The sequence below is a fragment of the Citrobacter sp. wls615 genome, assembly GCF_005281355.1.
Classification (GTDB): Bacteria; Pseudomonadota; Gammaproteobacteria; order Enterobacterales; family Enterobacteriaceae; genus Citrobacter; species Citrobacter werkmanii.
In genome coordinates this window covers 341,117-362,636 of record NZ_SZXM01000027.1, presented here as the reverse complement: position 1 = coordinate 362,636, position 21,520 = coordinate 341,117, and the positions used below count along the sequence as shown (strand labels likewise).

Sequence of the window (21,520 nt, the reverse complement as noted above, 5' to 3'; positions counted from 1 at the left end):
CCGCTCGTCGGCGGCTCTCTGGGGAAATTCTGTGATGACGCAACCTCTTTTTCTTGTTGGCCCCCGGGGGTGTGGTAAAACGACAACCGGTATGGCGCTGGCGAAGGCCATCGATTACCAGTTCGTTGATACCGATCGCTGGTTGCAGTCGCACGTGCAGATGACCGTAGCGGAAATCGTCGAAAGAGAAGGATGGGAAGGGTTTCGTGCCCAGGAAACGACCGCTCTGCAGGCCGTCACGGCTCCGACAACGGTTGTTGCGACCGGTGGCGGCATCATTCTGACCGAATTTAATCGTCATTATATGCGTAGCCACGGTGTGGTTATCTATTTAAGCGCGCCGGTATCGGTACTGGTTGATCGTCTGGAGGCCACACCTGAAGAGGGGTTGCGCCCAACCTTAACCGGCAAGCCGTTGACCGAAGAAGTAGAGGAAGTGCTTGCCCAGCGCGATGTTCTGTACCGTGAGGCCGCGCATTATATTATTGATGCGACCAATCCGCCTTCGCAGGTGGTGGACGACATTCTTGGGATACTGTCGCAGGCAGCGCCACGGTTACAGGGTGGTGTCTATACTTAAAGCTCATTCAGACAAAAGGAAGAGCTATGCCGACAAAACCACCTTATCCGCGTCAGGCGACCATTGTAACGGTTGAAAAGGGGACGCCAGGCCAGACGGTAACCTGGTATCAACTTCGTGCCGATCACCCGGAACCGAATTCGTTGATCAGTGAGCATCCTTCCGCTCAGGAAGCCATGGATGCTAAAAAGCGCTATGAGGATCCCGACAAAACCTGATGTCGGATACCGCCCGGGCAGGTGTCTGAAAAGGCCCAGTACGGGCGTACATCACATTTTTTTAAATATCGCCATATACAGTAAAAATCGAAAATTAAACAATAACAATACAGTACTGGAATGATTTGGAATCTTTACAAAATAGACCGCCGATCTGCTGCTACGCTTTTGAGCGTTTGTAGCACAGGTCAGCGCCCGGCAATGATTCGGGAATTCACAGCAAAGTAAGAAGACGGTGGAGCAAAAAATGGGTACGTCGTTGGCTATCCTCACGATTGGCGTGGTGCCGATGAGTGAGGTGTTACCGCTCCTGACGGAATATATTGATGAGCAGCACATTACTCACCACAGTCTGCTGGGACAGATGCGGCGAGAGGATGTGATGGCCGAGTACGGGGTCTCTCCCGGTGACGAGCCGCTCTTAACGCTGCTCTGCGACCATCAACTTGCCCATGTTTCGCGCCAGAAAGTGGAACGCTCACTGCAGGGTATTGTAGAAGTGCTCGACAATCAGGGCTTTGACGTGATCCTGCTGATGAGTACGGCCTCAATTGCCCGCCTGACCGCCCGCAAGAGTATGCTGCTGGAACCTTTACGTATCATTCCTCCGCTGGTCGCCTCGATTGTGGAAGGGCATCAGGTTGGGGTTATTGTCCCCGTCACGGAATTGCTCAAAGCCCAGACGCAAAAATGGCAGGTGTTGCAAACGCCGCCAGTGTATGCCGTGGCGAATCCGATTCACGGTTCCGAACAACAACTGATTGATGCCGGTAAAGAATTGCTTGAGCAAGGTGCAGATGTGATCATGCTGGATTGTCTGGGCTTTAATCAACGTCATCGCGATTTACTGCAAAAATCGCTGGATGTCCCGGTTCTGCTGTCCAATGTGCTGATCGCCCGACTGGCTTCGGAATTGCTCGCGTAATTTTGCGTGACAGGTGGAACGCCAGCCCCCTATATTGGTTGTTAACTTAATCACAAGATAGGGCCAGTTGTATGCTTCAAAGTAATGAATACTTTTCCGGCAAAGTAAAATCCATCGGTTTTACCAGCAGCAGTACTGGCCGTGCCAGTGTTGGCGTGATGGCCGAAGGTGAATACACCTTTGGTACTGCGGCGCCTGAAGAGATGACTGTCGTCAGCGGCGCACTTAACGTGCTGTTGCCGGGGGAAACTGAGTGGAAAGTCTATGCCGCAGGGGACGTGTTTAACGTACCAGGCAGTAGCGAGTTTCATCTGCAGGTGGCAGAGCCAACATCCTATCTTTGTCGCTACCTGTAAGCGTAAAAATGACGAATGGCGACATTGAGCCGCCATTCGGTAAACACGGTTTAACGTTGTGCTTCGCCGCCTAATCCTTCCACCAGACTTTTAATCAGCGCCGCCAGTTCCCCCGTCATCAGGATGAAATCGGCATCAAAACGCTGAGCGTAGTCCTCGCGGTCGATATCTTCGTTTTGATCGCGCAACTCGTCGCTAAACTTCAGACGCTTAATCGAGCCGTCGTCGCACATCACGAACTGAATGCGCTGCTGCCAGTCGAGCGCCAGCTTGGTGACTAGTTTGCCCGCTTCGATATGTACGGCGATTTCGTCGCAGACCAGATCCTGTTTTTTCGCGCGGATCACGCCGCCGTCTTCAAGGATCGCTTTCAGTTCGGCTTCATCCAGCAACTGGAAGCCCTGTGCCGTTGTACCGGAGCGAACCCATTCGGTCAGCGTCAGCTCAATCGGGTTTTCCATCGTCAGCGGAACGACCGGCAGCGAGCCGAGGCTCTTACGCAGCAGCGCCAGCGTATCTTCCGCTTTCTTCGCGCTCGCACAATCAACCATGATCAGATCGTTAACGGTGTCGATCCACATCATCGTTTGGCTGAAGCGGCTAAAAGCGCGCGGCAGCAATGAGTGCAGAACTTCATCTTTCAGCGAGTCTTTTTCGGTCTTCTTAAGCTTACGACCTTGCTCAGCTTCCAGTTTGAATATTTTGGCTTCCAGCGCCTGTTTGATAACCGGCGACGGCAGAATTTTTTCTTCTTTGCGGGCACAGATAATAATTTGGCCATTGGCGGTATGCGTTAATGCATCGCTGTGCGATCCCATCGGCGGAACCCAGCCCATTTTTGCCATATCCTGGCTACCGCAGGGAGTGAACGTCATTGATGCCAGCTGTTTTTCCATCTCTTCGGCACGCAAAGAAACATCGCGGCTAAGACGGTAAACCATTAAATTTTTGAACCACAGCATGATAATTTCCACGGCCTTGTCGTTAAATCCAGCGGGCATGATAGCGAATTGTCGCTATGCTTGCATTGTTAATCGGGAAGAGGAGCAAACAGTGCGTATAGGTATCGATTTGGGCGGTACGAAAACGGAAGTTATTGCGCTTGGCGATGCGGGCGAACAGCTTTTTCGCCATCGCCTACCCACGCCGCGTGATGATTATCGGCAAACGATAGAAACCATCGCCACGCTGGTGGAGATGGCGGAAAACGCCACCGGGCAGACGGGAACCGTGGGAATGGGCATTCCAGGTTCAATCTCGCCTTACACCGGGGTGGTAAAGAATGCCAACTCGACCTGGCTTAACGGGCAACCCTTTGATAAAGACTTAAGTATGCGTTTGAACCGTGAAGTGCGCCTGGCGAATGATGCCAATTGTCTGGCGGTTTCTGAAGCGGTGGATGGCGCAGCGGCAGGGGCGCAAACCGTGTTTGCGGTAATTATTGGCACCGGATGCGGCGCGGGTGTAGCGCTGAATGGTCGGGCGCACACGGGTGGCAACGGTACCGCGGGCGAGTGGGGGCATAATCCGCTGCCGTGGATGGACGAAGATGAGCTGCGTTATCGCCAGGAAGTCCCCTGCTATTGCGGTAAACAAGGCTGCATTGAAACCTTCATTTCCGGGACCGGTTTTGCCACCGACTACCAGCGTCTGAGCGGTAAGCCGCTCAAGGGCAGCGATATTATCGACCTGGTTAACGTACGGGATGCTGTGGCGGAGCAGGCATTGAGCCGCTATGAGCTGCGTCTGGCGAAATCACTGGCACATGTGGTGAATATTCTCGATCCGGACGTCATTGTGCTGGGGGGCGGAATGAGCAATGTTGACCGACTGTATCAAAACGTTCCGACGTTGATGAAGCAGTTTGTCTTTGGCGGCGAATGCGAAACGCCCCTACGCAAGGCGCTACACGGTGACTCCAGCGGCGTACGCGGTGCGGCCTGGCTGTGGCCGCAGGCGTAATCTGTTTTACGTCGCGGGTGCAATTTGTTGCACGCCGCGCTTCAGGTAACCGTAAATCAGCAGCGATGACATGGCGGAGAAAGACAGCAGCGCAGCCGGCAGCGTCACATAGTTGTAGGCAAAGCCCAGCGTCAGCATCATACCGCCGCACCAGGCGCCAATTGCGCTACCGAGGTTAAAGGCAATTTGCCCGCCTGCCGCGCCCAGTAGCTCACCTCCTTTAGCATTTTGCAGCAGCAAAATTTGCAGCGGTGCCGACAGAGCAAACAGGCCCGCGCAGCAAATAAAGGCGAAGGTCAGCGATGCGGCTTTGATACCGCCAAAGACAAAAAGCAGCAGCAGAACCAGCACAATGATGAAGTCGGTTATTACCGCAATGCGCAGCGGCGTATAGCGGCCAGATAGCCGACCGCTCAACAGATTCCCTAATACCATCCCCAATCCCACCAGCATCATGATGAAGGTCATCAGCGTTTCGGAAAAACCGGAGATGTACATCATGTACGGCTTAACGTAGCTGAACCAGGCGAAAACCCCGGCGTTGCCAAACATGGTGGCGGAAAAGATCAGCCACGGGGCGGGGCTTTTCAAAAAGTGAAATTGTTCGCGCAGATTCCCTTTCGCTTCATCGCTGATGTTGGGCACCCAAAAAGCTATCGAGACAATAACGGCGATATTAAAGACGGCTATCAACAGGAACGTATAGCGCCAGCTAAATTCCTGGCTCAGCCAGGTACCGACGGGAATGCCAATCAGATTGGCAACGGTCATCCCTGAAACCATGCCCGCGACGGCGGCGGTGACTTTTCCTGGGCGTGCCAGTTTCGACAGAATAATTGCCCCAACGCCAAAAAATGCGCCGTGCGGGAAGCCGGAAACCAGCCTGCCCACCGCCAGCATAAAATACGAGGAGGAGAGGGTGAAGATGGCATTGCCAATCACGCATAGCGTGACCAAAAACAGCAGAATATGTTTTAGCGAAAAGCGGCTGGAAAAGAGCGCAATAATCGGCGCGCCCAGCACTACGCCAAAGGCGTAAAACGAAATCATATGACCCGCGGCCGGGATAGAAATGCCCACGTCCCGCGCCAGCTCGGTGAGTACTCCCATGATGCCGAACTCTGCCATGCCCAGCCCAAATGTCCCCAGCGCTAAAGAGAAAACGACTTTTTTCATACCACCTGCCAACAAGAAAGACGCCGGATGTGCGTCATAGCGGCGAACGTTCGCCGCCAACAGAGATAGCTTGCGGATAAGCGAAGTGGAATGCCATTTCATATCCGTCTTTGAGTATGCAATATTGTGCTACATATTCGTGCCGGATGGCGCCGATCCGGCCTGTGAAGCTATCAGGCATCAACTGCAAATATTTTGTCGAGTTTGCTGTACCCCAGACCGTTGATTTTTTTAACCTTGATCTGCACCGGAATACGTTCTTTCATCGCTTCAACGTGGCTGATCACTCCAATGGTTTTGCCGGTGGCGTTCAGCGCATCGAGCGCGTCCAGCGCGGTATCCAGCGTTTCGCTGTCCAGCGTGCCGAAACCTTCATCGAGGAAAAGAGAGTCAATTCGCGTTTTGTGGCTGACCAGATCGGATAACGCCAGCGCCAGCGCCAGACTCACGAGGAAACTCTCGCCGCCGGAAAGCGTACGCGTGTCGCGCACGGCATCGGCCTGCCAGGTATCAACCACTTCCAGCTCCAGCGCTTCGCTGGCCTTACGCTGTAACAGATAGCGACCATGCAGACGAGTGAGTTGGTTGTTGGCAAGCCACACCAGGTTATCCAGCGTCAGCCCCTGGGCAAACTTGCGGAATTTATCTCCCTCTTTCGAGCCGATCAACGCATTCAGATAGCCCCAGTCATCAACCTGCTGCGTGACCTTTTCAATCTCCTGCATCAGCGCCTGTTGCTGCTGACGATGTTCAGCATCCTGTTTGAGCTGCTGGCGAATTTCACCCTGGCGAGTGGTATTTTCCCGTAGCTGCTGGGTGAGCTGCGCCAGCGCGTCGCGAAGATGTTGGGCTGTGAGCGTGAGTTCCGCCCCGGTTGGCAACTGCTGGTGATGGCTCGCCAGCGCCTGCTGAGCCTGATTAAGCAGCGTTTGTGCCTGCTGTTGCTGGTTTTCCAGCGATTGTTTTAACTGCTCCAGACGGCTAAAGGTCTCTTCATCCAGCAGGGCGGCAACAAAGGCGTCACGATCGGCAAAGATGCTGGCCTGCAATGCGGCATCAAACTGTGCCTGAATTTCTGCGGCGCGCTGTACGTCCTGCGTCTCCTGCTGTTGCAAGGTTTGCCACTGGCCCTGTAAAGACAGGCAATCGTCATGGACCTGTCGCCAGTTTTCCAGCGACAGACTCTCAGTACCTGTAGAAAGTGTATCGCTCTCAGGCAGCGTTTCCAGCAACGGCGTGAGCTGAGCTATCTGCGCCTGTAACTCGGTGAGTTCGTTCTGGCGCTGCTGCCACATTTGCGCTTCTCTCGCCCGCTCGCTCAGCCACGAATTAGCGTCATCTGCAGCAGGAAGGGACAGTCCATGGCGGGCCAGCTCGGCGGTTAACGCCGCCTGGCGCTGGTCAATTTGCTGCTGGAGCTGGGTAATCTGCTCGGTATGCGCCGTGATTTGCGCCTGCAGGGTATGACGCAAGCTTAACTGGTGAAGCTGTTGTTCGTGTTCTTCCTGGGCGGCAAGCCACGGGGCAATGTCATCCTGCGGTTGTAGCGATACGTTGAGGCTGGCGGTAACAGTCAGCCACTCTTGAGTAAGTGCTTGCTCCTCCTGAGAAAGCGTCTGTGCTTCGCGTTCATCCCGCTGAAGTTGCTGGGTTATTGCCTCAAGCTGACCGCGCAGGGTTGAACCCTCATCGGCCAGCGTTTTGACCTCTTTTTCCAGCGCTTCACGTCGTGCCTGATTTACGCTCAGCTCAAGCGTCTGGTAACGCTCGATAGCCGGATGTGTAGTAGAGCCACAAAGCGGACAAGGTTTGCCGGATTCCAGTAATGCCCGATGGCTTTCCAGATCTTTGATGCGGACTTCCTGCTCGCAAATGATCCTCACATCGGCAAGTTGCTGATTTTTATCTTTATAGCGCTGACGTTTTTCGGCAAGTACCGCGTTGCGCTGAGCCAGCTCTTGCTGACGCTGCACAAGCGTGGCGCGTAACTGCGCCAGCTGCTTTTGCTTCGGGGCGATTTGCCCGTGCAGATTGCTCAGACGCTGGCGTAACGGACGGCGCTGCACATGTTGCGCCAGCGCTTCTGTCACTTCCTGCGGCGAAAGAGTCAGCGTGGGAAGCGCCAACGCATCCAGTTTACGCGTGTCGTTTTCCCGTAATTGCTGCCACTGGCGTAGCTGGACGTTAGCGTCGGACTGTTGCGCCAGCAGGGCCTTCCATCCAGCCAGTTCGCTGCCCCACGAGCGGAAGCGGTCATGTTCGTTCAGCCAGTCGATTAACGTCTGTTGTTCGGCGAGTATCGCGGTCGATTGCGTGTGCGCCTGCTGACGGATGCGCCCGCGCAGCGCTAAGCTGCTTTGTAAGCGAGCATTCACTTCCTGAATCTTCTGCCGCGTACGCGCTATCGTAGCCGTTTGTTCCTGGATTCGCTCCCAGTGTGGGCGTAACGCTCTGGCCGGTTGCGCCAGACTCAGCGCCGCCAGCTGTGGCTGTGCGTCTTCCTGCGCTTGTTTAGCGGCCTGTAACGCCTGTTGGTGACGGTTGATTTCTGCCTGTAGCTCATTTTGCCGCATGAGCCAGTTGAGATGCTGTTGCTGAGTCTGCTGGCTGGCAAGGTATTGTTTTTCCTCGTCAGTAAGTACCTGCAAACTCTCTGTCAGGGACTGCACCTGCTCCGCAGCGAGCAGAGTCACGCCGCTGGCCTGCGCTTGCAGTTTTTCCAGCTCCGTACGCGCTGCTTTATGTTTTTCAAACACCATGGCGGAAATTTGGCCGTAGATCTCAGTCCCCGTCAGCTCTTCCAGCAGTTCGGCACGCTCTTTCGGTTTGGCATTGAGAAATGCGGCAAATTGCCCCTGAGACAGCAGCATCGAACGGGTGAAACGACCGTAATCCAGCCCGGTAAGTTCGGCGGTCATTTCCAGCTTGTCTTTGACTTTATCGGCAAGAATTTTACCGTCGGCGCAGCGGGCAAGTTCTACGCGCGGAGCCTGTAGATTGCCTTCAGGCTGATTGCGCGCGCGGTTCTGGCTCCAGAATGCGCGATAGGCTTCGCCCCGGACCTCGAACTCGACCTCGGCCAGACACTCGGCGGTGTCGCGGGTCATCAGATCGTTTTGCGACTGCGACACGGTATTGAGCCGCGGCGTTTCGTGATACAGCGCGAGACAAATGGCGTCCAGCAGGGTGGTTTTTCCCGCGCCCGTTGGACCCGTGATGGCGAACAGCCCATTGCTGGCAAAGGGCTCAGCCGTGAAATCGATTTTCCATTCTCCTTTCAGAGAATTGAGGTTTTTCAAACGCAGGCTGAGAATTTTCATGCTTCGGTCTCCCCGGCAAGCGTGTGTAAGGTGGTGCTAAACAGCTGATTCAGGCGCTCGCGTTGCGGTTCTTCGAGTTCTTCCAGCGCCAGGCGGCGGTCAAAAACGTCCGTCACGCTCAGCTCGCTTAGCGTTTCACGTCGTTCATTCGCCATAATACGTTCCCGCTGTTCCCGGCTACGGCGCACCAATAACACCTCTACCGGTAAATCTTCGGTTAATGCCTGAATCTTACGCTGCATGTTGTGCAGATAGTCATCGGTGGTGATTTCGATATCTAACCAGACTGGCGGTTCCTGCTGCATACCGCGCCACTGTTCAAGTTGGGCGGTTATCGCGGCTAAATCACCTTTCAGCACCGCCAGCGGCTGGGTGACCGGTACGGTGAGGTGCTCAACAGCGCTCAGCTTGCCGTTTTCGAAACTCACCAGATGGACGCATTTGCTTTTGCCGCACTCGTCAAAACTGAGCGCAATTGGTGAACCGCAGTAGCGAATATGCTCGGTCCCGCCGATAACCTGCGCCCGGTGAATATGTCCCAGCGCGATGTAATCGGCTGGTGGAAAGTTTTGCGCCGGAAAGGCGTCCAGCGTACCAATATAAATGTCACGTACGGCGTCACTTTTACTGGCGCCAACGGTGGTCAGATGCCCGGTCGCAATGATGGGTAGATTTTGGTTGCCACGCAGCGTACAGGCGTCATGATATTGCTGTTGGTAATAGTCGGTGATAGCCGATAGCAAATGCTGCTGTTTCTCTTGTCCGGTCAGCCCTGCCTGGCTGGTAATGATGTCGCGCGGGCGTAAAAAAGGAACCGGACACAGGATCGCACCCGGCGTGCCGTCGCGTTGCGACAGCACCTGCGGCGCATGGCCAGCGCTGGCGATCACTGTGGTGTTGAGAAACGCCAGAATATCGCGGGATTCGTTGAGCGTGGCGACGGAGTCATGGTTACCGGCCAGTACCACCAGATGACAGCCGGTTTGCTGCAGATTAACGACAAAACGGTTATACAGCTCACGGGCATAGCTTGGCGGTGAGCCGGTATCGAAAATATCGCCCGCCACAATAATGGCATCCACCTGCTGGGATTGTGCCGTTTCCAGCAGCCAGTCGAGAAAGGCCTGGTGTTCAGCGGCACGGCTCTTGCTGTAGAAATTTTGGCCCAGATGCCAGTCAGACGTGTGAAGGATGCGCATAAGAGTTCCATGACGATAAAACAGTGGCGGGGATTATAACCCTGCAAGGACGGTAATATCTTGTTTAAGGGCTGTCATAATTCGCGGGGCTGCGTTAAACCTGGACTATCTTTTCATAAATCTGTCATAAAACTGACGCATAATGGCACCGTATTGATGGCAAACGATTTAATTATAAACAGGGCAAATCATGGCGAGACGTATTCTGGTCGTAGAAGATGAAGCTCCAATTCGTGAAATGGTCTGCTTCGTGCTCGAGCAAAACGGTTTTCAACCCGTAGAAGCCGAAGACTATGACAGTGCTGTGAACCAACTCAATGAACCCTGGCCGGATCTCGTCCTGCTTGACTGGATGCTACCCGGCGGCTCGGGCCTACAGTTTATTAAACATCTCAAGCGCGAAGCGATGACGCGGGATATTCCCGTCATGATGCTGACGGCAAGGGGAGAAGAGGAAGATCGCGTCCGGGGTCTGGAAACGGGTGCGGATGATTATATTACTAAGCCGTTTTCTCCCAAGGAGCTGGTGGCGCGTATTAAAGCGGTTCTGCGTCGTATTTCCCCTATGGCGGTGGAAGAGGTTATTGAGATGCAGGGGCTGAGCCTTGACCCAACCTCGCATCGCGTGATGACCGGCGAGGATCCATTGGATATGGGGCCGACAGAATTCAAACTGTTGCACTTCTTTATGACCCACCCTGAACGCGTCTATAGTCGTGAGCAATTACTCAATCATGTCTGGGGTACCAATGTGTACGTGGAAGACCGGACAGTGGATGTGCATATCCGCCGCTTGCGTAAAGCGCTGGAGCACAGTGGACACGATCGTATGGTGCAGACGGTTCGTGGGACGGGATATCGTTTTTCGACCCGCTTCTGACTGACATGAATATAGGCCTGATGGATTAGGCCGTTTATGGAGTAAGACGTTTGCTAGAACGATTGTCATGGAAAAGGTTGGTACTGGAGCTGATCCTGTGCTGCATACCGGCATTTATCCTTAGCGCTTTTTTTGGTTACCTGCCCTGGTTTTTACTGGCGTCGGTAACGGGCCTGCTTGTCTGGCATTTCTGGAATTTATTACGTTTGTCCTGGTGGTTATGGGTCGACAGAAGTATGACGCCGCCGCCGGGGCGCGGAAGTTGGGAGCCGTTGCTGTACGGGCTGCACCAAATGCAGCTGCGCAACAAAAAGCGCCGCCGGGAACTGGGTAATCTGATTAAACGTTTTCGCAGTGGGGCGGAATCGCTACCCGATGCGGTGGTGTTGACGACTGAAGAGGGCGGCATTTTCTGGTGTAACGGCCTGGCCCAGCAGGTTCTGGGACTGCGCTGGCCGGACGATAGCGGGCAAAATATTCTTAACCTGCTGCGCTACCCGGAATTCACGCAATATCTGAAAACGCGTGATTTTAGTCGGCCAATCAATCTGGTGCTCAATACCGGGCGGCATCTGGAAATTCGCGTGATGCCCTATACCGATAAGCAATTGCTGATGGTCGCGCGCGATGTTACCCAGATGCACCAACTGGAAGGTTCGCGGCGTAACTTTTTTGCCAACGCCAGCCATGAGTTGCGTACGCCGCTGACGGTGCTACAAGGTTACCTGGAAATGATGCAGGAGCATCCACTGGAAGGAACGACGCGCGAAAAAGCGCTGCATACCATGCGTGAGCAAACGTACCGCATGGAAGGGCTGGTGAAGCAGTTGCTGACGCTGTCGAAAATAGAGGCCGCGCCAGCGCTGCTGCTCAATGAGAAGGTGGACGTGCCGATGATGCTGCGCGTGGTTGAACACGAGGCGCAAACGCTGAGTCAGAATAATCATACGTTTACTTTTGATATTGATAGCCGCCTGAGCGTGCGTGGAAATGAGGATCAACTGCGTAGCGCTATTTCGAATCTTGTGTATAACGCGGTGAATCATACCCCCGCGGGTACGCACATCACCGTGCGCTGGCAGCATATTGCCACCGGGGCGGAATTTAGCGTCGAGGACAATGGGCCAGGTATTGCTGCGGAGCATATTCCTCGTTTGACCGAACGCTTCTATCGTGTGGACAAAGCGCGATCCCGACAAACGGGCGGGAGTGGACTGGGTCTGGCTATCGTGAAACATGCTTTGCAACATCACGATAGCCGCCTGAATATCGAAAGTATGCCGGGCAAAGGGACGCGATTTAGTTTCGTCATCCCGGAACGTTTAATGACCAAAAGTAACGATTAACCCGTATTCGTAAGATAATCTTTCCAAAAGCCAGCGCGAGCTGGTTTTTTTATGTGGTCAATAGTTACATCCTGAATTTTGCGACGTTTGATTGTTTTTTGTTCGAACTATTATCCATACCTTTTTCCATGAAATGGTGTTTTGTGCTGACTCGAATTTTCATATCGCTATATTGTTCTGGTTTTTGGATCCCACCTTGCTTTAAAACGTTATAAGCGTTTAAATTGCGCTCCAGATGCTGTCATACCGACTGCATTTACGCGGTAAATCGAAAAACTATTCTTCGCCGCGCCAGGTCGGGAGTGTTTCCCGCTGGAATTGAGTAAAAATGCCGCTGTATTGTCCCCCAGGGAAAGGCAAAAATTTATTGTTTTCAACACCACATCCACAGGCTGTAAGACTTTATGACCCATCAGTTAAAATCGCGCGATATTATCGCTTTGGGATTTATGACATTTGCACTGTTCGTTGGTGCAGGTAACATCATCTTCCCCCCAATGGTTGGTTTGCAGGCAGGCGAACACGTCTGGACTGCGGCTTTTGGCTTTTTGATTACCGCCGTTGGTTTGCCGGTACTTACCGTTGTCGCGCTGGCGAAAGTCGGTGGCGGTGTGGACAGCCTGAGTACGCCTATCGGTAAGGTTGCTGGGTTGCTGCTGGCTACCGTTTGCTATCTGGCGGTTGGTCCATTGTTTGCGACGCCGCGTACCGCAACGGTCTCTTTCGAAGTCGGGATTGCGCCGCTGACCGGTGATTCCGCGCTGCCGCTGTTCATCTACAGCGTGGTCTATTTTGCGATTGTTATTCTGGTGTCGCTGTATCCGGGCAAACTGCTGGATACCGTCGGCAACTTCCTTGCTCCGCTGAAAATTCTCGCGCTGGTAGTACTGTCTGTCGCCGCGATTGTCTGGCCGGCAGGCCCGATCAGCAATGCGATGGAAGCCTATCAAACCGCAGCATTTTCGAATGGTTTCGTAAATGGCTATCTGACCATGGATACGCTGGGCGCGATGGTGTTTGGTATTGTTATCGTTAACGCCGCCCGCTCGCGTGGCGTTACCGAGTCGCGTCTGCTGACCCGTTACACCGTTTGGGCAGGTTTGATGGCGGGTGTGGGCTTAACGCTGCTGTACCTTGCGTTGTTCCGTCTGGGTTCCGATAGTGCGATTCTGGTCGATCAGTCAGCTAACGGCGCGGCGATTCTGCATGCGTATGTTCAGCACACCTTTGGTGGCGCAGGAAGCTTCCTGCTGGCGGCGCTGATTTTCATCGCCTGTCTGGTGACTGCGGTTGGCCTGACCTGTGCGTGCGCAGAGTTCTTTGCCCAGTACGTTCCTCTGTCTTATCGTACGCTGGTATTTATCCTCGGCGGTTTCTCGATGGTGGTCTCTAACCTGGGGCTGAGCCATCTGATTCAGATCTCTATTCCGGTGCTGACGGCTATCTATCCGCCATGTATCGCACTGGTTGTATTAAGTTTTACCCGCTCATGGTGGCATAATTCTTCCCGCGTCATTGCACCTGCGATGTTTATCAGCCTGATTTTTGGTATCCTTGATGGCATTAAAGCTTCTGCAATTGGCGACGTGTTACCGGCCTGGACCCAGCGTTTACCGCTGGCGGAACAAGGGCTGGCGTGGTTGATGCCAACAGTCGTGATGGTGATCCTGGCAATTATCTGGGATCGCGCCGCGGGTCGACAAGTGACCTCCAGCGCGCACTAATCACTGACAATAAGTTTTAACCACGGGGCTATTAATATGGCCCCGTGGTTTTTTTATTGTGTTAACAGGTTAGGAATCGATGGAAAGTAATAACAAGCTAAAGCGTGGGCTGAGCACCCGGCACATTCGCTTTATGGCATTAGGTTCGGCAATTGGTACCGGGCTGTTTTACGGCTCAGCCGACGCGATCAAAATGGCGGGGCCGAGCGTATTGCTGGCCTATATTATCGGCGGCGTTGCGGCATATATCATCATGCGCGCGCTGGGCGAAATGTCCGTTCATAACCCGGCTGCCAGCTCTTTCTCGCGCTACGCGCAGGAAAACCTCGGGCCGTTGGCGGGTTACATAACCGGCTGGACCTACTGTTTTGAAATCCTGATTGTCGCCATTGCCGACGTCACTGCCTTCGGCATTTACATGGGGGTCTGGTTCCCTGCCGTTCCGCACTGGATTTGGGTCCTCAGCGTGGTGCTGATTATTTGCGCCATCAACCTGATGAGCGTGAAGGTGTTTGGCGAGCTGGAGTTCTGGTTCTCGTTCTTTAAAGTTGCCACCATTATCATCATGATTGTCGCCGGGTTCGGCATCATCATTTGGGGTATTGGCAACGGCGGACAACCTACCGGTATCCATAACCTGTGGAGCAACGGCGGTTTCTTCAGCAACGGCTGGCTCGGCATGGTGATGTCGCTACAAATGGTGATGTTCGCCTACGGTGGTATTGAGATTATCGGGATTACCGCAGGAGAAGCGAAAGACCCGGAAAAATCTATTCCGCGCGCTATCAATTCCGTACCGATGCGTATCCTTGTGTTTTACGTGGGGACGCTGTTTGTCATTATGTCTATCTACCCGTGGAACCAGGTTGGCACCGACGGGAGTCCGTTCGTCCTGACGTTCCAGCATATGGGCATTACCTTTGCCGCCGGGATCCTCAACTTTGTCGTACTGACCGCATCGCTGTCGGCTATCAACTCTGACGTCTTCGGCGTGGGGCGTATGCTGCACGGTATGGCAGAGCAGGGGAGCGCACCGAAAATGTTCGCTAAGACCTCGCGCCGTGGCGTGCCGTGGGTCACGGTGATGGTGATGACTATCGCGCTGCTGTTTGCGGTTTATCTTAACTACATTATGCCGGAAAACGTTTTCCTGGTGATCGCCTCACTGGCGACCTTCGCCACGGTATGGGTGTGGATTATGATCCTGCTGTCGCAGATTGCCTTCCGCCGTCGTCTGCCGCCGGAAGAGGTCAAGGCGCTGAAATTTAAAGTACCTGGGGGGGTGACAACGACCGTTGTTGGCCTGATTTTCCTCGTCTTTATCATCGCGCTTATCGGCTACCATCCGGATACCCGCATTTCACTGTACGTTGGTTTCGCGTGGATTGCCCTGCTGCTGGTGGGCTGGGTATTTAAACGCCGCCGCGAGCGTCAACTGGCTGAAGTACAGTAATTTTTTGCCGGGTAACGCGTTGCGTCGCCCGGCAATTTTCTCCTCCCCCGAACTCCTCCCCTAATAAACGTTAAGATGATGAGTGATCCTGCTCTTTGCTATGGCAAGGTGGCTTCATTTTCATCAAAGGGGATACGTGATGTTGAACGCCTGGCACCTTCCGGTTGCCCCATTTGTTAAGCAAAACAAAGATCAACTGACGATTACATTATGGCTGGCGGGGGAAAATCCACCTCAGCGGGTGACGCTACGTGCAGAAAACGATAACGAAGAAATTTCGCTGGGTATGCACAAGCTGCGCAGCCAGCCGCAGCCGGGCGTAACCGCGTGGCGGGCGGCGATCGATCTTGCCAGCGGCCAACCTCGTCGGCGCTATAGCTTTAAATTATTGTGGCCCGATCGTCAGCTGTGGTTTACCCCGCAGGGATTCAGTCGTTTTCCGCCTGCGCGTCTGGAGCAGTTTGCTGTTGATGTGCCGGATAACGGTCCGCAGTGGGTAGCTGACCAGATTTTCTATCAGATTTTCCCGGACCGCTTTGCCCGCAGCCAGTCGCGTGAGTCGGCTCCAAACGTCTATTATCACCACGCAGCCGGGCATGACATCGTGCGTCGCGAGTGGGATGAACCGCTGACCGCTCAGGCCGGAGGATCGACATTTTATGGCGGCGATTTGGACGGCATCAGCGAAAAGCTGCCGTATCTGAAAACGTTAGGGGTTACGGCGCTGTATCTGAACCCGGTGTTTACCGCGCCGAGCGTGCATAAATACGATACCGAAGATTACCGTCATGTTGATCCACAGTTTGGCGGCGACAACGCGCTGCTGCGCTTGCGCCACAACACGCAACAGCAGGGCATGCGTCTGATTCTGGACGGTGTCTTTAATCATAGCGGCGATTCACACCCCTGGTTTGATCGGCATAACCGTGGGACGGATGGGGCGTGTTACAACCCGGATTCCCCCTGGCGTGACTGGTATCATTTCTCTGCCGACGGTCTGGCGCTTGACTGGCTGGGCTATGCCAGCCTACCCAAGCTGGATTTTTGTTCGCAAAGCCTGGTCAATGAGATTTATCGTGGGGAAGACAGTATCGTTCGTCACTGGCTGAAAGCGCCGTGGAGTATGGACGGCTGGCGTCTTGATGTCGTGCATATGCTGGGAGAAGGCGGCGGGGCGCGCAACAACCTGCACCATGTGGCGGGGATTACGCAGGCGGCAAAAGAAACTCAGCCTGAAGCGTATGTTGTGGGTGAACATTTTGGTGATGCGCGCCAGTGGTTGCAGGCGGATGCAGAAGATGCCGCCATGAACTATCGCGGTTTTACTTTCCCCATCTGGGGATTTCTGGCCAATACGGATATCTCCTACGACCCGCAATCTATTGATGCCCAAACCTGTATGGCGTGGATGGATAACTACCGCGCGGGTCTGTCGCATCAGCAGCAACTGCGGATGTTCAATCAACTCGACAGCCACGATACCGCCCGTTTTAAATCGTTGCTTGGCAAAGACGTGGCGCGTTTACCGCTGGCGGTGGTGTGGCTGTTTACCTGGCCAGGCGTGCCGTGTATTTATTATGGTGACGAGGTGGGTCTGGACGGTGATAACGATCCGTTCTGTCGTAAACCGTTCCCGTGGCAAGCTGAAAAACAGGACACTACCTTGCTGGCGCTGTATCAGCGGTTGGCTAAATTACGCCATCAAAGCCAGGCGTTACGCCATGGCGGTTGTCAGGTGATTTACGCCGAGGATAACGTGGTGGTGTTTGTGCGGGTACTCAACCGCCAGCGCGTGCTGGTGGCGATTAACCGTGGCCACGCCTGCGAAGTGGTCCTGCCAGTCTCGCCATTGCTGCGCGTCAGTCAATGGCTGCACAAAGAGGGTAACGGCCTGCTCGCTGACGATATCCTGACGCTGCCGGCTATCTCCGCCTCGGTGTGGATGGGTCATTGATACAAGCGCGCAATCTCCGGGCTTGCCAGCAGCGTTTCTCGCCACCAGCGCTGCGCCAGCCCATCGCGGCTGTTGCGCCATGCCATATAGGCCACATCTTTTTGGCGAAATGAGATGACCCTTTTTTCCACAAGTTCGCCTGTGGCAAGCCACGGGCTGGCAATGTGGTGGGGGAGAAACCCGCAGCCCATGCCAGCTCGCAATAACATCACTTTACTGTGGAAGTCATCCACACGAATCTGCGCCTGCTCCTCCATCAGGTTGGTTTGTAGCGGATGGCAAAAGCGGGCGCTGTCGCTGATAACAATGGCCCGATGCAGGCACAGCTGTTCGTTTGTCAGGCCATCCGGCGCGGCGGCCAGCGGATGTTCGGGCGCGACGACAAATACATTATCCAGCGTGCCGAGCATTTTGTAGGACCAGGCGGCTGACGTTGGCGGTTCATTAATCGCCCCCAGAATGATGTCTGCGCCATTATGGGTCAGCTCCTCCCAGGATCCCGCCAGCGTATGGTGGGTGAAACTCAGACGGGTTTGCTTATTCAGCGCGTGAAATTCATCAATAATGGGCAGGAGCGCGGCGAAAGGAAAAGAGTCGTCCAGCGCAATCGCCAGCTCTTTTTCCCAGCCTGAACTCAGCTGTACCGCCTGCTTTTCGAGATCTTTGGCCGCACTCAGCAGCAAACGTCCCTTTTCCAGCATCATCAGCCCGGTGTCGGTAAATTTCGCCCGATGCCCGGAGCGGTCAAGCAACTCGATATTCAAATCGCTTTCCAGCTTCTGAATCATATAGCTGAGTGCCGCAGGGGTTTTAAACAGCGATTCGGCTGCTGCGGCAAATGAACCCTGTTTGTCGAGTGCGTCGAGGATTAACAAAACATCCAGATTGATGCGCATAAGCAGAAAATATCCTGAAAAATAAACCCTTCTGTTGTACCGAATGAAGAAAAACAATGCCAGTGAATAAATTAGATGAGTCATGCGCATTTTTTTGATGTTGTTTAGGATATATCGCAACACAGAATTAATAGTTTCACAGGATGGTAAGTTTTCTTTAATAACTCGTTAGAAATTTCCCGCTATACTCAACAAGCTTTCTGATTCAGGATCCTGCTGCTGACGGCAGATACAGACCGTTGCCTTTTAACTTATTGATTAAGAAGGTGTGTTATGTCTATTCGGGAACTGATTGATCCTCAAAACTCTACGCTGATTTTTATTGATCATCAGCCGCAAATGTCATTTGGTGTGGCAAATATTGATCGCCAGACTTTGAAAAATAATACCGTGGCATTAGCGAAAGCCGGCAAGATATTTAATGTTCCGGTGATATATACCTCTGTGGAAACAAAAAGTTTTAGCGGCTATATCTGGCCGGAATTGTTAGCGGTTCACCCTGATGTGAAACCTATTGAACGCACGTCTATGAACTCCTGGGAAGATGCGGCGTTTGTGAAAGCCGTGGAAGCGGCCGGACGCAAGAAATTGATTATCTCCGCGCTGTGGACCGAAGTCTGCCTGACTTTCCCGGCGTTGATGGCACTGGAAGCGGGTTATGAAGTGTATGTGGTGACCGATACTTCCGGCGGCACGTCTGTGGATGCCCACGAGCGTTCCATCGACCGGATGGTGCAGGCGGGCGCAGTCCCCGTAACCTGGCAACAGGTTCTTCTTGAGTACCAGCGTGACTGGTCCCGCAAAGAAACCTACGACGCCGTAATGGATTTGGTACGCGAGCATAGCGGCGCCTATGGTATGGGCGTGGATTATGCTTATACCATGGTGCATGGCGCGCCGGAACGTAAAGCCTGAATACACTTCATCCTTCATGCTGCCTGAATGCATCGTTATAGATCTCGTGTATTGATATTGATGGCGGGCTATCCCGCCATTCTCCTTTAGCAAGGAATCCTTCATGGCGCAGAACAAACATGTGACGTTGGTGATTACCCATACCCTGCAGCCTGAGCAGGCGCAGCGGTATGAGCAATGGCTGGGGAAAATCATGCCGGTGGCGGCCGAGTTTCCCGGTCATCTCGGGGCTAATGTGATTCGCCCTGCGGATGGCGAGAATCTGTGGAACATTATTATCCGCTTCGACACGCTGGAGCATCTGTACAACTGGACCCAGTCCGATACGCGCCGTGTGCTGGTGGAAGAGATAGCTCCGCTGCTGGCGGAAGGTGATAAAACCGAAATTCGTACCGAAGCGGCGTTCTGGTTTACGCCGCCCGCACCCCATGTACGCCAGCCCAGGCGCTGGAAACAGTTCCTGATAACTCTGCTGGTGATTTTTCCCAGCACTAACCTGGTGCCGTGGTTGACCGGCATTGTGCTGCCTGCAATGAAGGGCTCGTTACTCCTGCATCTTATCAATGATGCGTGTGTGGTTGCGCTGGTGGTCTGGTTCTGGATGCCCATCGTAACCCGTCTGTTTGCCGGATGGCTGAAAAAAGCCTGACCGGTTTCTCAGGAGATTGTTATGTCGCAAACTGCCACACTGATTCTCACTCACGGAAAAATTCATACTCTCGACAGACAAAGCCCACAGGTCGAGGCGGTAGCTATCGCCAACGGGAAGATCCTGGCGACCGGTAACCACGATCGGATCATGAGCTTGGCCGCCGAAGGGACGCAAATTGTCGATCTGCAAGGACATACGGTGATCCCCGGCTTAAATGATTCACACCTGCATCTGATTCGCGGTGGTCTGAATTACAACCTGGAATTGCGTTGGGAAGGCGTACCGTCGCTGGCGGATGCCCTACGCATGCTCAAAGAGCAGGCTGACAGAACGCCGTCGCCGCAATGGGTGCGCGTGGTGGGGGGCTGGAGCGAATTCCAGTTTGCCGAACGGCGCATGCCAACTCTGGAAGAACTGAATGAAGCCGCGCCAGATACGCCGGTATTTGTTCTGCATCTGTACGACAGAGCGTTGCTGAATCGCGCGGCATTGAAAGCCGTGGGCTACACCAAAGCGACGCCGGATCCGGCAGGTGGTGAGATTGTGCGTGATAGCAACGGCAACCCGACTGGAATGCTGATCGCCAAACCCAACGCTATGATCCTTTATTCGACGCTGGCGAAAGGGCCAAAGCTGCCGCTGGAAATGCAGGTCAATTCGACCCGCCAGTTTATGCGTGAGCTGAATCGCCTGGGACTGACCAGCGCTATCGATGCGGGCGGCGGCTTCCAGAACTACCCGGAAGATTATGAGATCATTGAGCAGTTGCACGCCAACAAGCAGATGACGGTGCGCATCGCCTACAACTTGTTTACTCAGCGTCCGAAGCAGGAATTGGAGGACTTTGAACGCTGGACTGATATGCTCAAGCCTGGGCAGGGCACCGACTTCTACCGTGCTAATGGGGCTGGGGAAATGCTGGTCTTCTCGGCCGCTGATTTTGAAGACTTCCTGCAACCACGCCCGGATCTGCCGGAAGGTATGGAAGATGAGCTGGAGCGCGTGGTTCGCCACCTGGTGGAGCACCGCTGGCCGTTCCGTCTGCATGCCACCTATGATGAATCCATTAGCCGCATGCTGGATGTGTTCGAGAAGGTGAATCGCGATATCCCGTTCAATGGTCTGCACTGGTTCTTCGATCACGCCGAAACGATTACCGAACGCAATATTGAGCGCGTAAAAGCGCTGGGCGGCGGGATAGCGGTTCAGCACCGTATGGCGTTCCAGGGCGAATATTTTGTCGATCGCTATGGCAAAGACGCGGTCAAACATACGCCGCCGGTGGCGAAAATGCTGGCGGCTGATGTTCCGGTAGGGCTGGGGACTGACGCCACCCGCGTGGCCAGTTATAACCCGTGGACCGCACTCTACTGGCTGGTTTCGGGCCGCACCGTTGGCGGAATGGCGATGTACGATGATAACAATCGTCTGCCGCGCGACGTGGCGCTGGAATTGTGGACGGCGGGCAGCGCATGGTTCTCCAGCGAGCAGGGAAAGAAAGGGCGCATCGAGAAAGATCAACTGGCCGACCTGGTGGTGCTGTCTAAAGACTATTTCAGCGTGCCGGAAGAAGAGATCAAAGGCATCGAGTCGGTGATGACTATTGTCGATGGTAAAGTCGTGTACGCAGCCGGTCATTTCACCCCGCTGGCACCGCCTGCCATTCCGGTTGTGCCCGACTGGTCGCCGGTGGTGAAGGTGTCGGGGCACTATCGCTCAGCGCCGCCTGCTGCGGCGAAAATTGGCGCAATGGTACAGATGCACCAGTGCTGCGGCAGCTGCGGCGTACACGGTCATCAGCATGATATCGCGCGTAAGTCGGGGATTCCGGTGTCAGATGATCGGGCTTTCTGGGGCGCGCTGGGGTGTTCCTGCTTCGCGTTTTAATCCCTCCTCACAGCCCCTGGCCAAACGCAGGGGCTGATTGTATTTTCTGAAAAGCGGGTCATAGTGTTAACAGATAT

The 21,520-nt window shown here is 54.2% G+C and carries 18 protein-coding genes; 13 read left to right on the top strand and 5 right to left on the bottom strand.

All coding sequences use genetic code 11. From position 1 onward, the window contains the following. Positions 1–34: 34 nt before the first annotated feature. The 4 genes from aroL (at position 35) to ppnP (ending at position 2,079) form a co-directional block, all read left to right on the top strand. The gene (gene aroL, locus FDX04_RS11395) at positions 35–580 is read left to right on the top strand and encodes a shikimate kinase AroL (protein ID WP_137360380.1); all 546 of its coding nucleotides are present in this window, start codon (positions 35–37) and stop codon (positions 578–580) included. 26 nt (positions 581–606) lie between these two features. Beyond that, positions 607–798 (top strand): protein YaiA, encoded by a 192-nt coding sequence (gene yaiA, locus FDX04_RS11390; RefSeq protein ID WP_042310190.1) that lies wholly within the window; start codon positions 607–609, stop codon positions 796–798. Between the two features lie 247 nt (positions 799–1,045). Then, positions 1,046–1,723 (top strand): AroM family protein, encoded by a 678-nt coding sequence (locus tag FDX04_RS11385; protein ID WP_061381539.1) that lies wholly within the window; start codon positions 1,046–1,048, stop codon positions 1,721–1,723. A gap of 71 nt (positions 1,724–1,794) precedes the next feature. Continuing rightward, positions 1,795–2,079 carry a pyrimidine/purine nucleoside phosphorylase gene (ppnP, locus tag FDX04_RS11380; RefSeq protein ID WP_038638136.1) on the top strand — a complete coding sequence of 95 codons (285 nt, stop codon included), beginning with the start codon at positions 1,795–1,797 and terminating at the stop codon, positions 2,077–2,079. Between the two features lie 50 nt (positions 2,080–2,129). Here the strand turns inward: ppnP and rdgC are convergent, their stop codons facing one another. After that, positions 2,130–3,041, bottom strand: coding sequence for a recombination-associated protein RdgC (gene rdgC, locus FDX04_RS11375; protein ID WP_003021479.1), 912 nt, complete (start codon positions 3,039–3,041; stop codon positions 2,130–2,132). A 91-nt stretch (positions 3,042–3,132) separates the two neighbouring features. Between rdgC and mak the strand changes: the two genes are divergently transcribed. Continuing rightward, positions 3,133–4,041, top strand: a complete 909-nt coding sequence (gene mak, locus FDX04_RS11370) for a fructokinase (RefSeq protein WP_137360381.1) — start codon at positions 3,133–3,135, stop codon at positions 4,039–4,041. Positions 4,042–4,047: 6 nt separating this feature from the next. On the opposite strand, the gene araJ is transcribed toward mak, so the two are convergent. The 3 genes from araJ to sbcD form a co-directional block, all read right to left on the bottom strand. Further along, entirely contained in the window at positions 4,048–5,217 is a 1,170-nt protein-coding gene (gene araJ, locus FDX04_RS11365) for an MFS transporter AraJ (protein ID WP_137360535.1), read from the bottom strand. A gap of 173 nt (positions 5,218–5,390) precedes the next feature. Next, entirely contained in the window at positions 5,391–8,537 is a 3,147-nt protein-coding gene (gene sbcC / locus FDX04_RS11360) for an exonuclease subunit SbcC (RefSeq protein WP_137360382.1), read from the bottom strand. Then, positions 8,534–9,736 carry an exonuclease subunit SbcD gene (sbcD, locus tag FDX04_RS11355; protein WP_137360383.1) on the bottom strand — a complete coding sequence of 401 codons (1,203 nt, stop codon included), beginning with the start codon at positions 9,734–9,736 and terminating at the stop codon, positions 8,534–8,536. The genes sbcC and sbcD overlap by 4 nt, the downstream gene beginning before the upstream one ends. Before the next feature lie 190 nt (positions 9,737–9,926). Between sbcD and phoB the strand changes: the two genes are divergently transcribed. The 5 genes from phoB to malZ all read left to right on the top strand — a co-directional run bounded on the left by phoB (position 9,927) and on the right by malZ (position 17,093). Further along, entirely contained in the window at positions 9,927–10,616 is a 690-nt protein-coding gene (gene phoB / locus FDX04_RS11350) for a phosphate response regulator transcription factor PhoB (protein WP_003021496.1), read from the top strand. 50 nt (positions 10,617–10,666) lie between these two features. Further along, positions 10,667–11,962 carry a phosphate regulon sensor histidine kinase PhoR gene (gene phoR, locus FDX04_RS11345; RefSeq protein WP_137360384.1) on the top strand — a complete coding sequence of 432 codons (1,296 nt, stop codon included), beginning with the start codon at positions 10,667–10,669 and terminating at the stop codon, positions 11,960–11,962. Between the two features lie 404 nt (positions 11,963–12,366). Beyond that, complete coding sequence (gene brnQ / locus FDX04_RS11335) at positions 12,367–13,686, top strand: branched-chain amino acid transporter carrier protein BrnQ (protein WP_038638153.1); 1,320 nt, start codon at positions 12,367–12,369, stop codon at positions 13,684–13,686. 79 nt (positions 13,687–13,765) lie between these two features. Then, entirely contained in the window at positions 13,766–15,139 is a 1,374-nt protein-coding gene (gene proY, locus FDX04_RS11330) for a proline-specific permease ProY (RefSeq protein WP_137360386.1), read from the top strand. 139 nt (positions 15,140–15,278) lie between these two features. Next, positions 15,279–17,093, top strand: coding sequence for a maltodextrin glucosidase (malZ, locus tag FDX04_RS11325; protein WP_137370930.1), 1,815 nt, complete (start codon positions 15,279–15,281; stop codon positions 17,091–17,093). Here the strand turns inward: malZ and FDX04_RS11320 are convergent. After that, positions 17,087–17,989, bottom strand: a complete 903-nt coding sequence (locus FDX04_RS11320) for a LysR family transcriptional regulator (RefSeq protein WP_137370929.1) — start codon at positions 17,987–17,989, stop codon at positions 17,087–17,089. The two genes, malZ and FDX04_RS11320, sit on opposite strands and share 7 nt — an antisense overlap. 273 nt (positions 17,990–18,262) lie before the next feature. On the opposite strand from FDX04_RS11320, the gene FDX04_RS11315 reads away from it, so the two are divergent. The 3 genes from FDX04_RS11315 to FDX04_RS11305 all read left to right on the top strand — a co-directional run bounded on the left by FDX04_RS11315 (position 18,263) and on the right by FDX04_RS11305 (position 21,443). Further along, complete coding sequence (locus FDX04_RS11315) at positions 18,263–18,904, top strand: hydrolase (protein WP_042310138.1); 642 nt, start codon at positions 18,263–18,265, stop codon at positions 18,902–18,904. Between the two features lie 103 nt (positions 18,905–19,007). After that, on the top strand, positions 19,008–19,553 hold the full coding sequence (locus FDX04_RS11310) for an antibiotic biosynthesis monooxygenase (protein ID WP_079225253.1): 546 nt from the start codon (positions 19,008–19,010) through the stop codon (positions 19,551–19,553). Positions 19,554–19,574: 21 nt separating this feature from the next. After that, positions 19,575–21,443 carry an amidohydrolase gene (locus tag FDX04_RS11305; RefSeq protein WP_137370928.1) on the top strand — a complete coding sequence of 623 codons (1,869 nt, stop codon included), beginning with the start codon at positions 19,575–19,577 and terminating at the stop codon, positions 21,441–21,443. Positions 21,444–21,520: the final 77 nt, after the last annotated feature.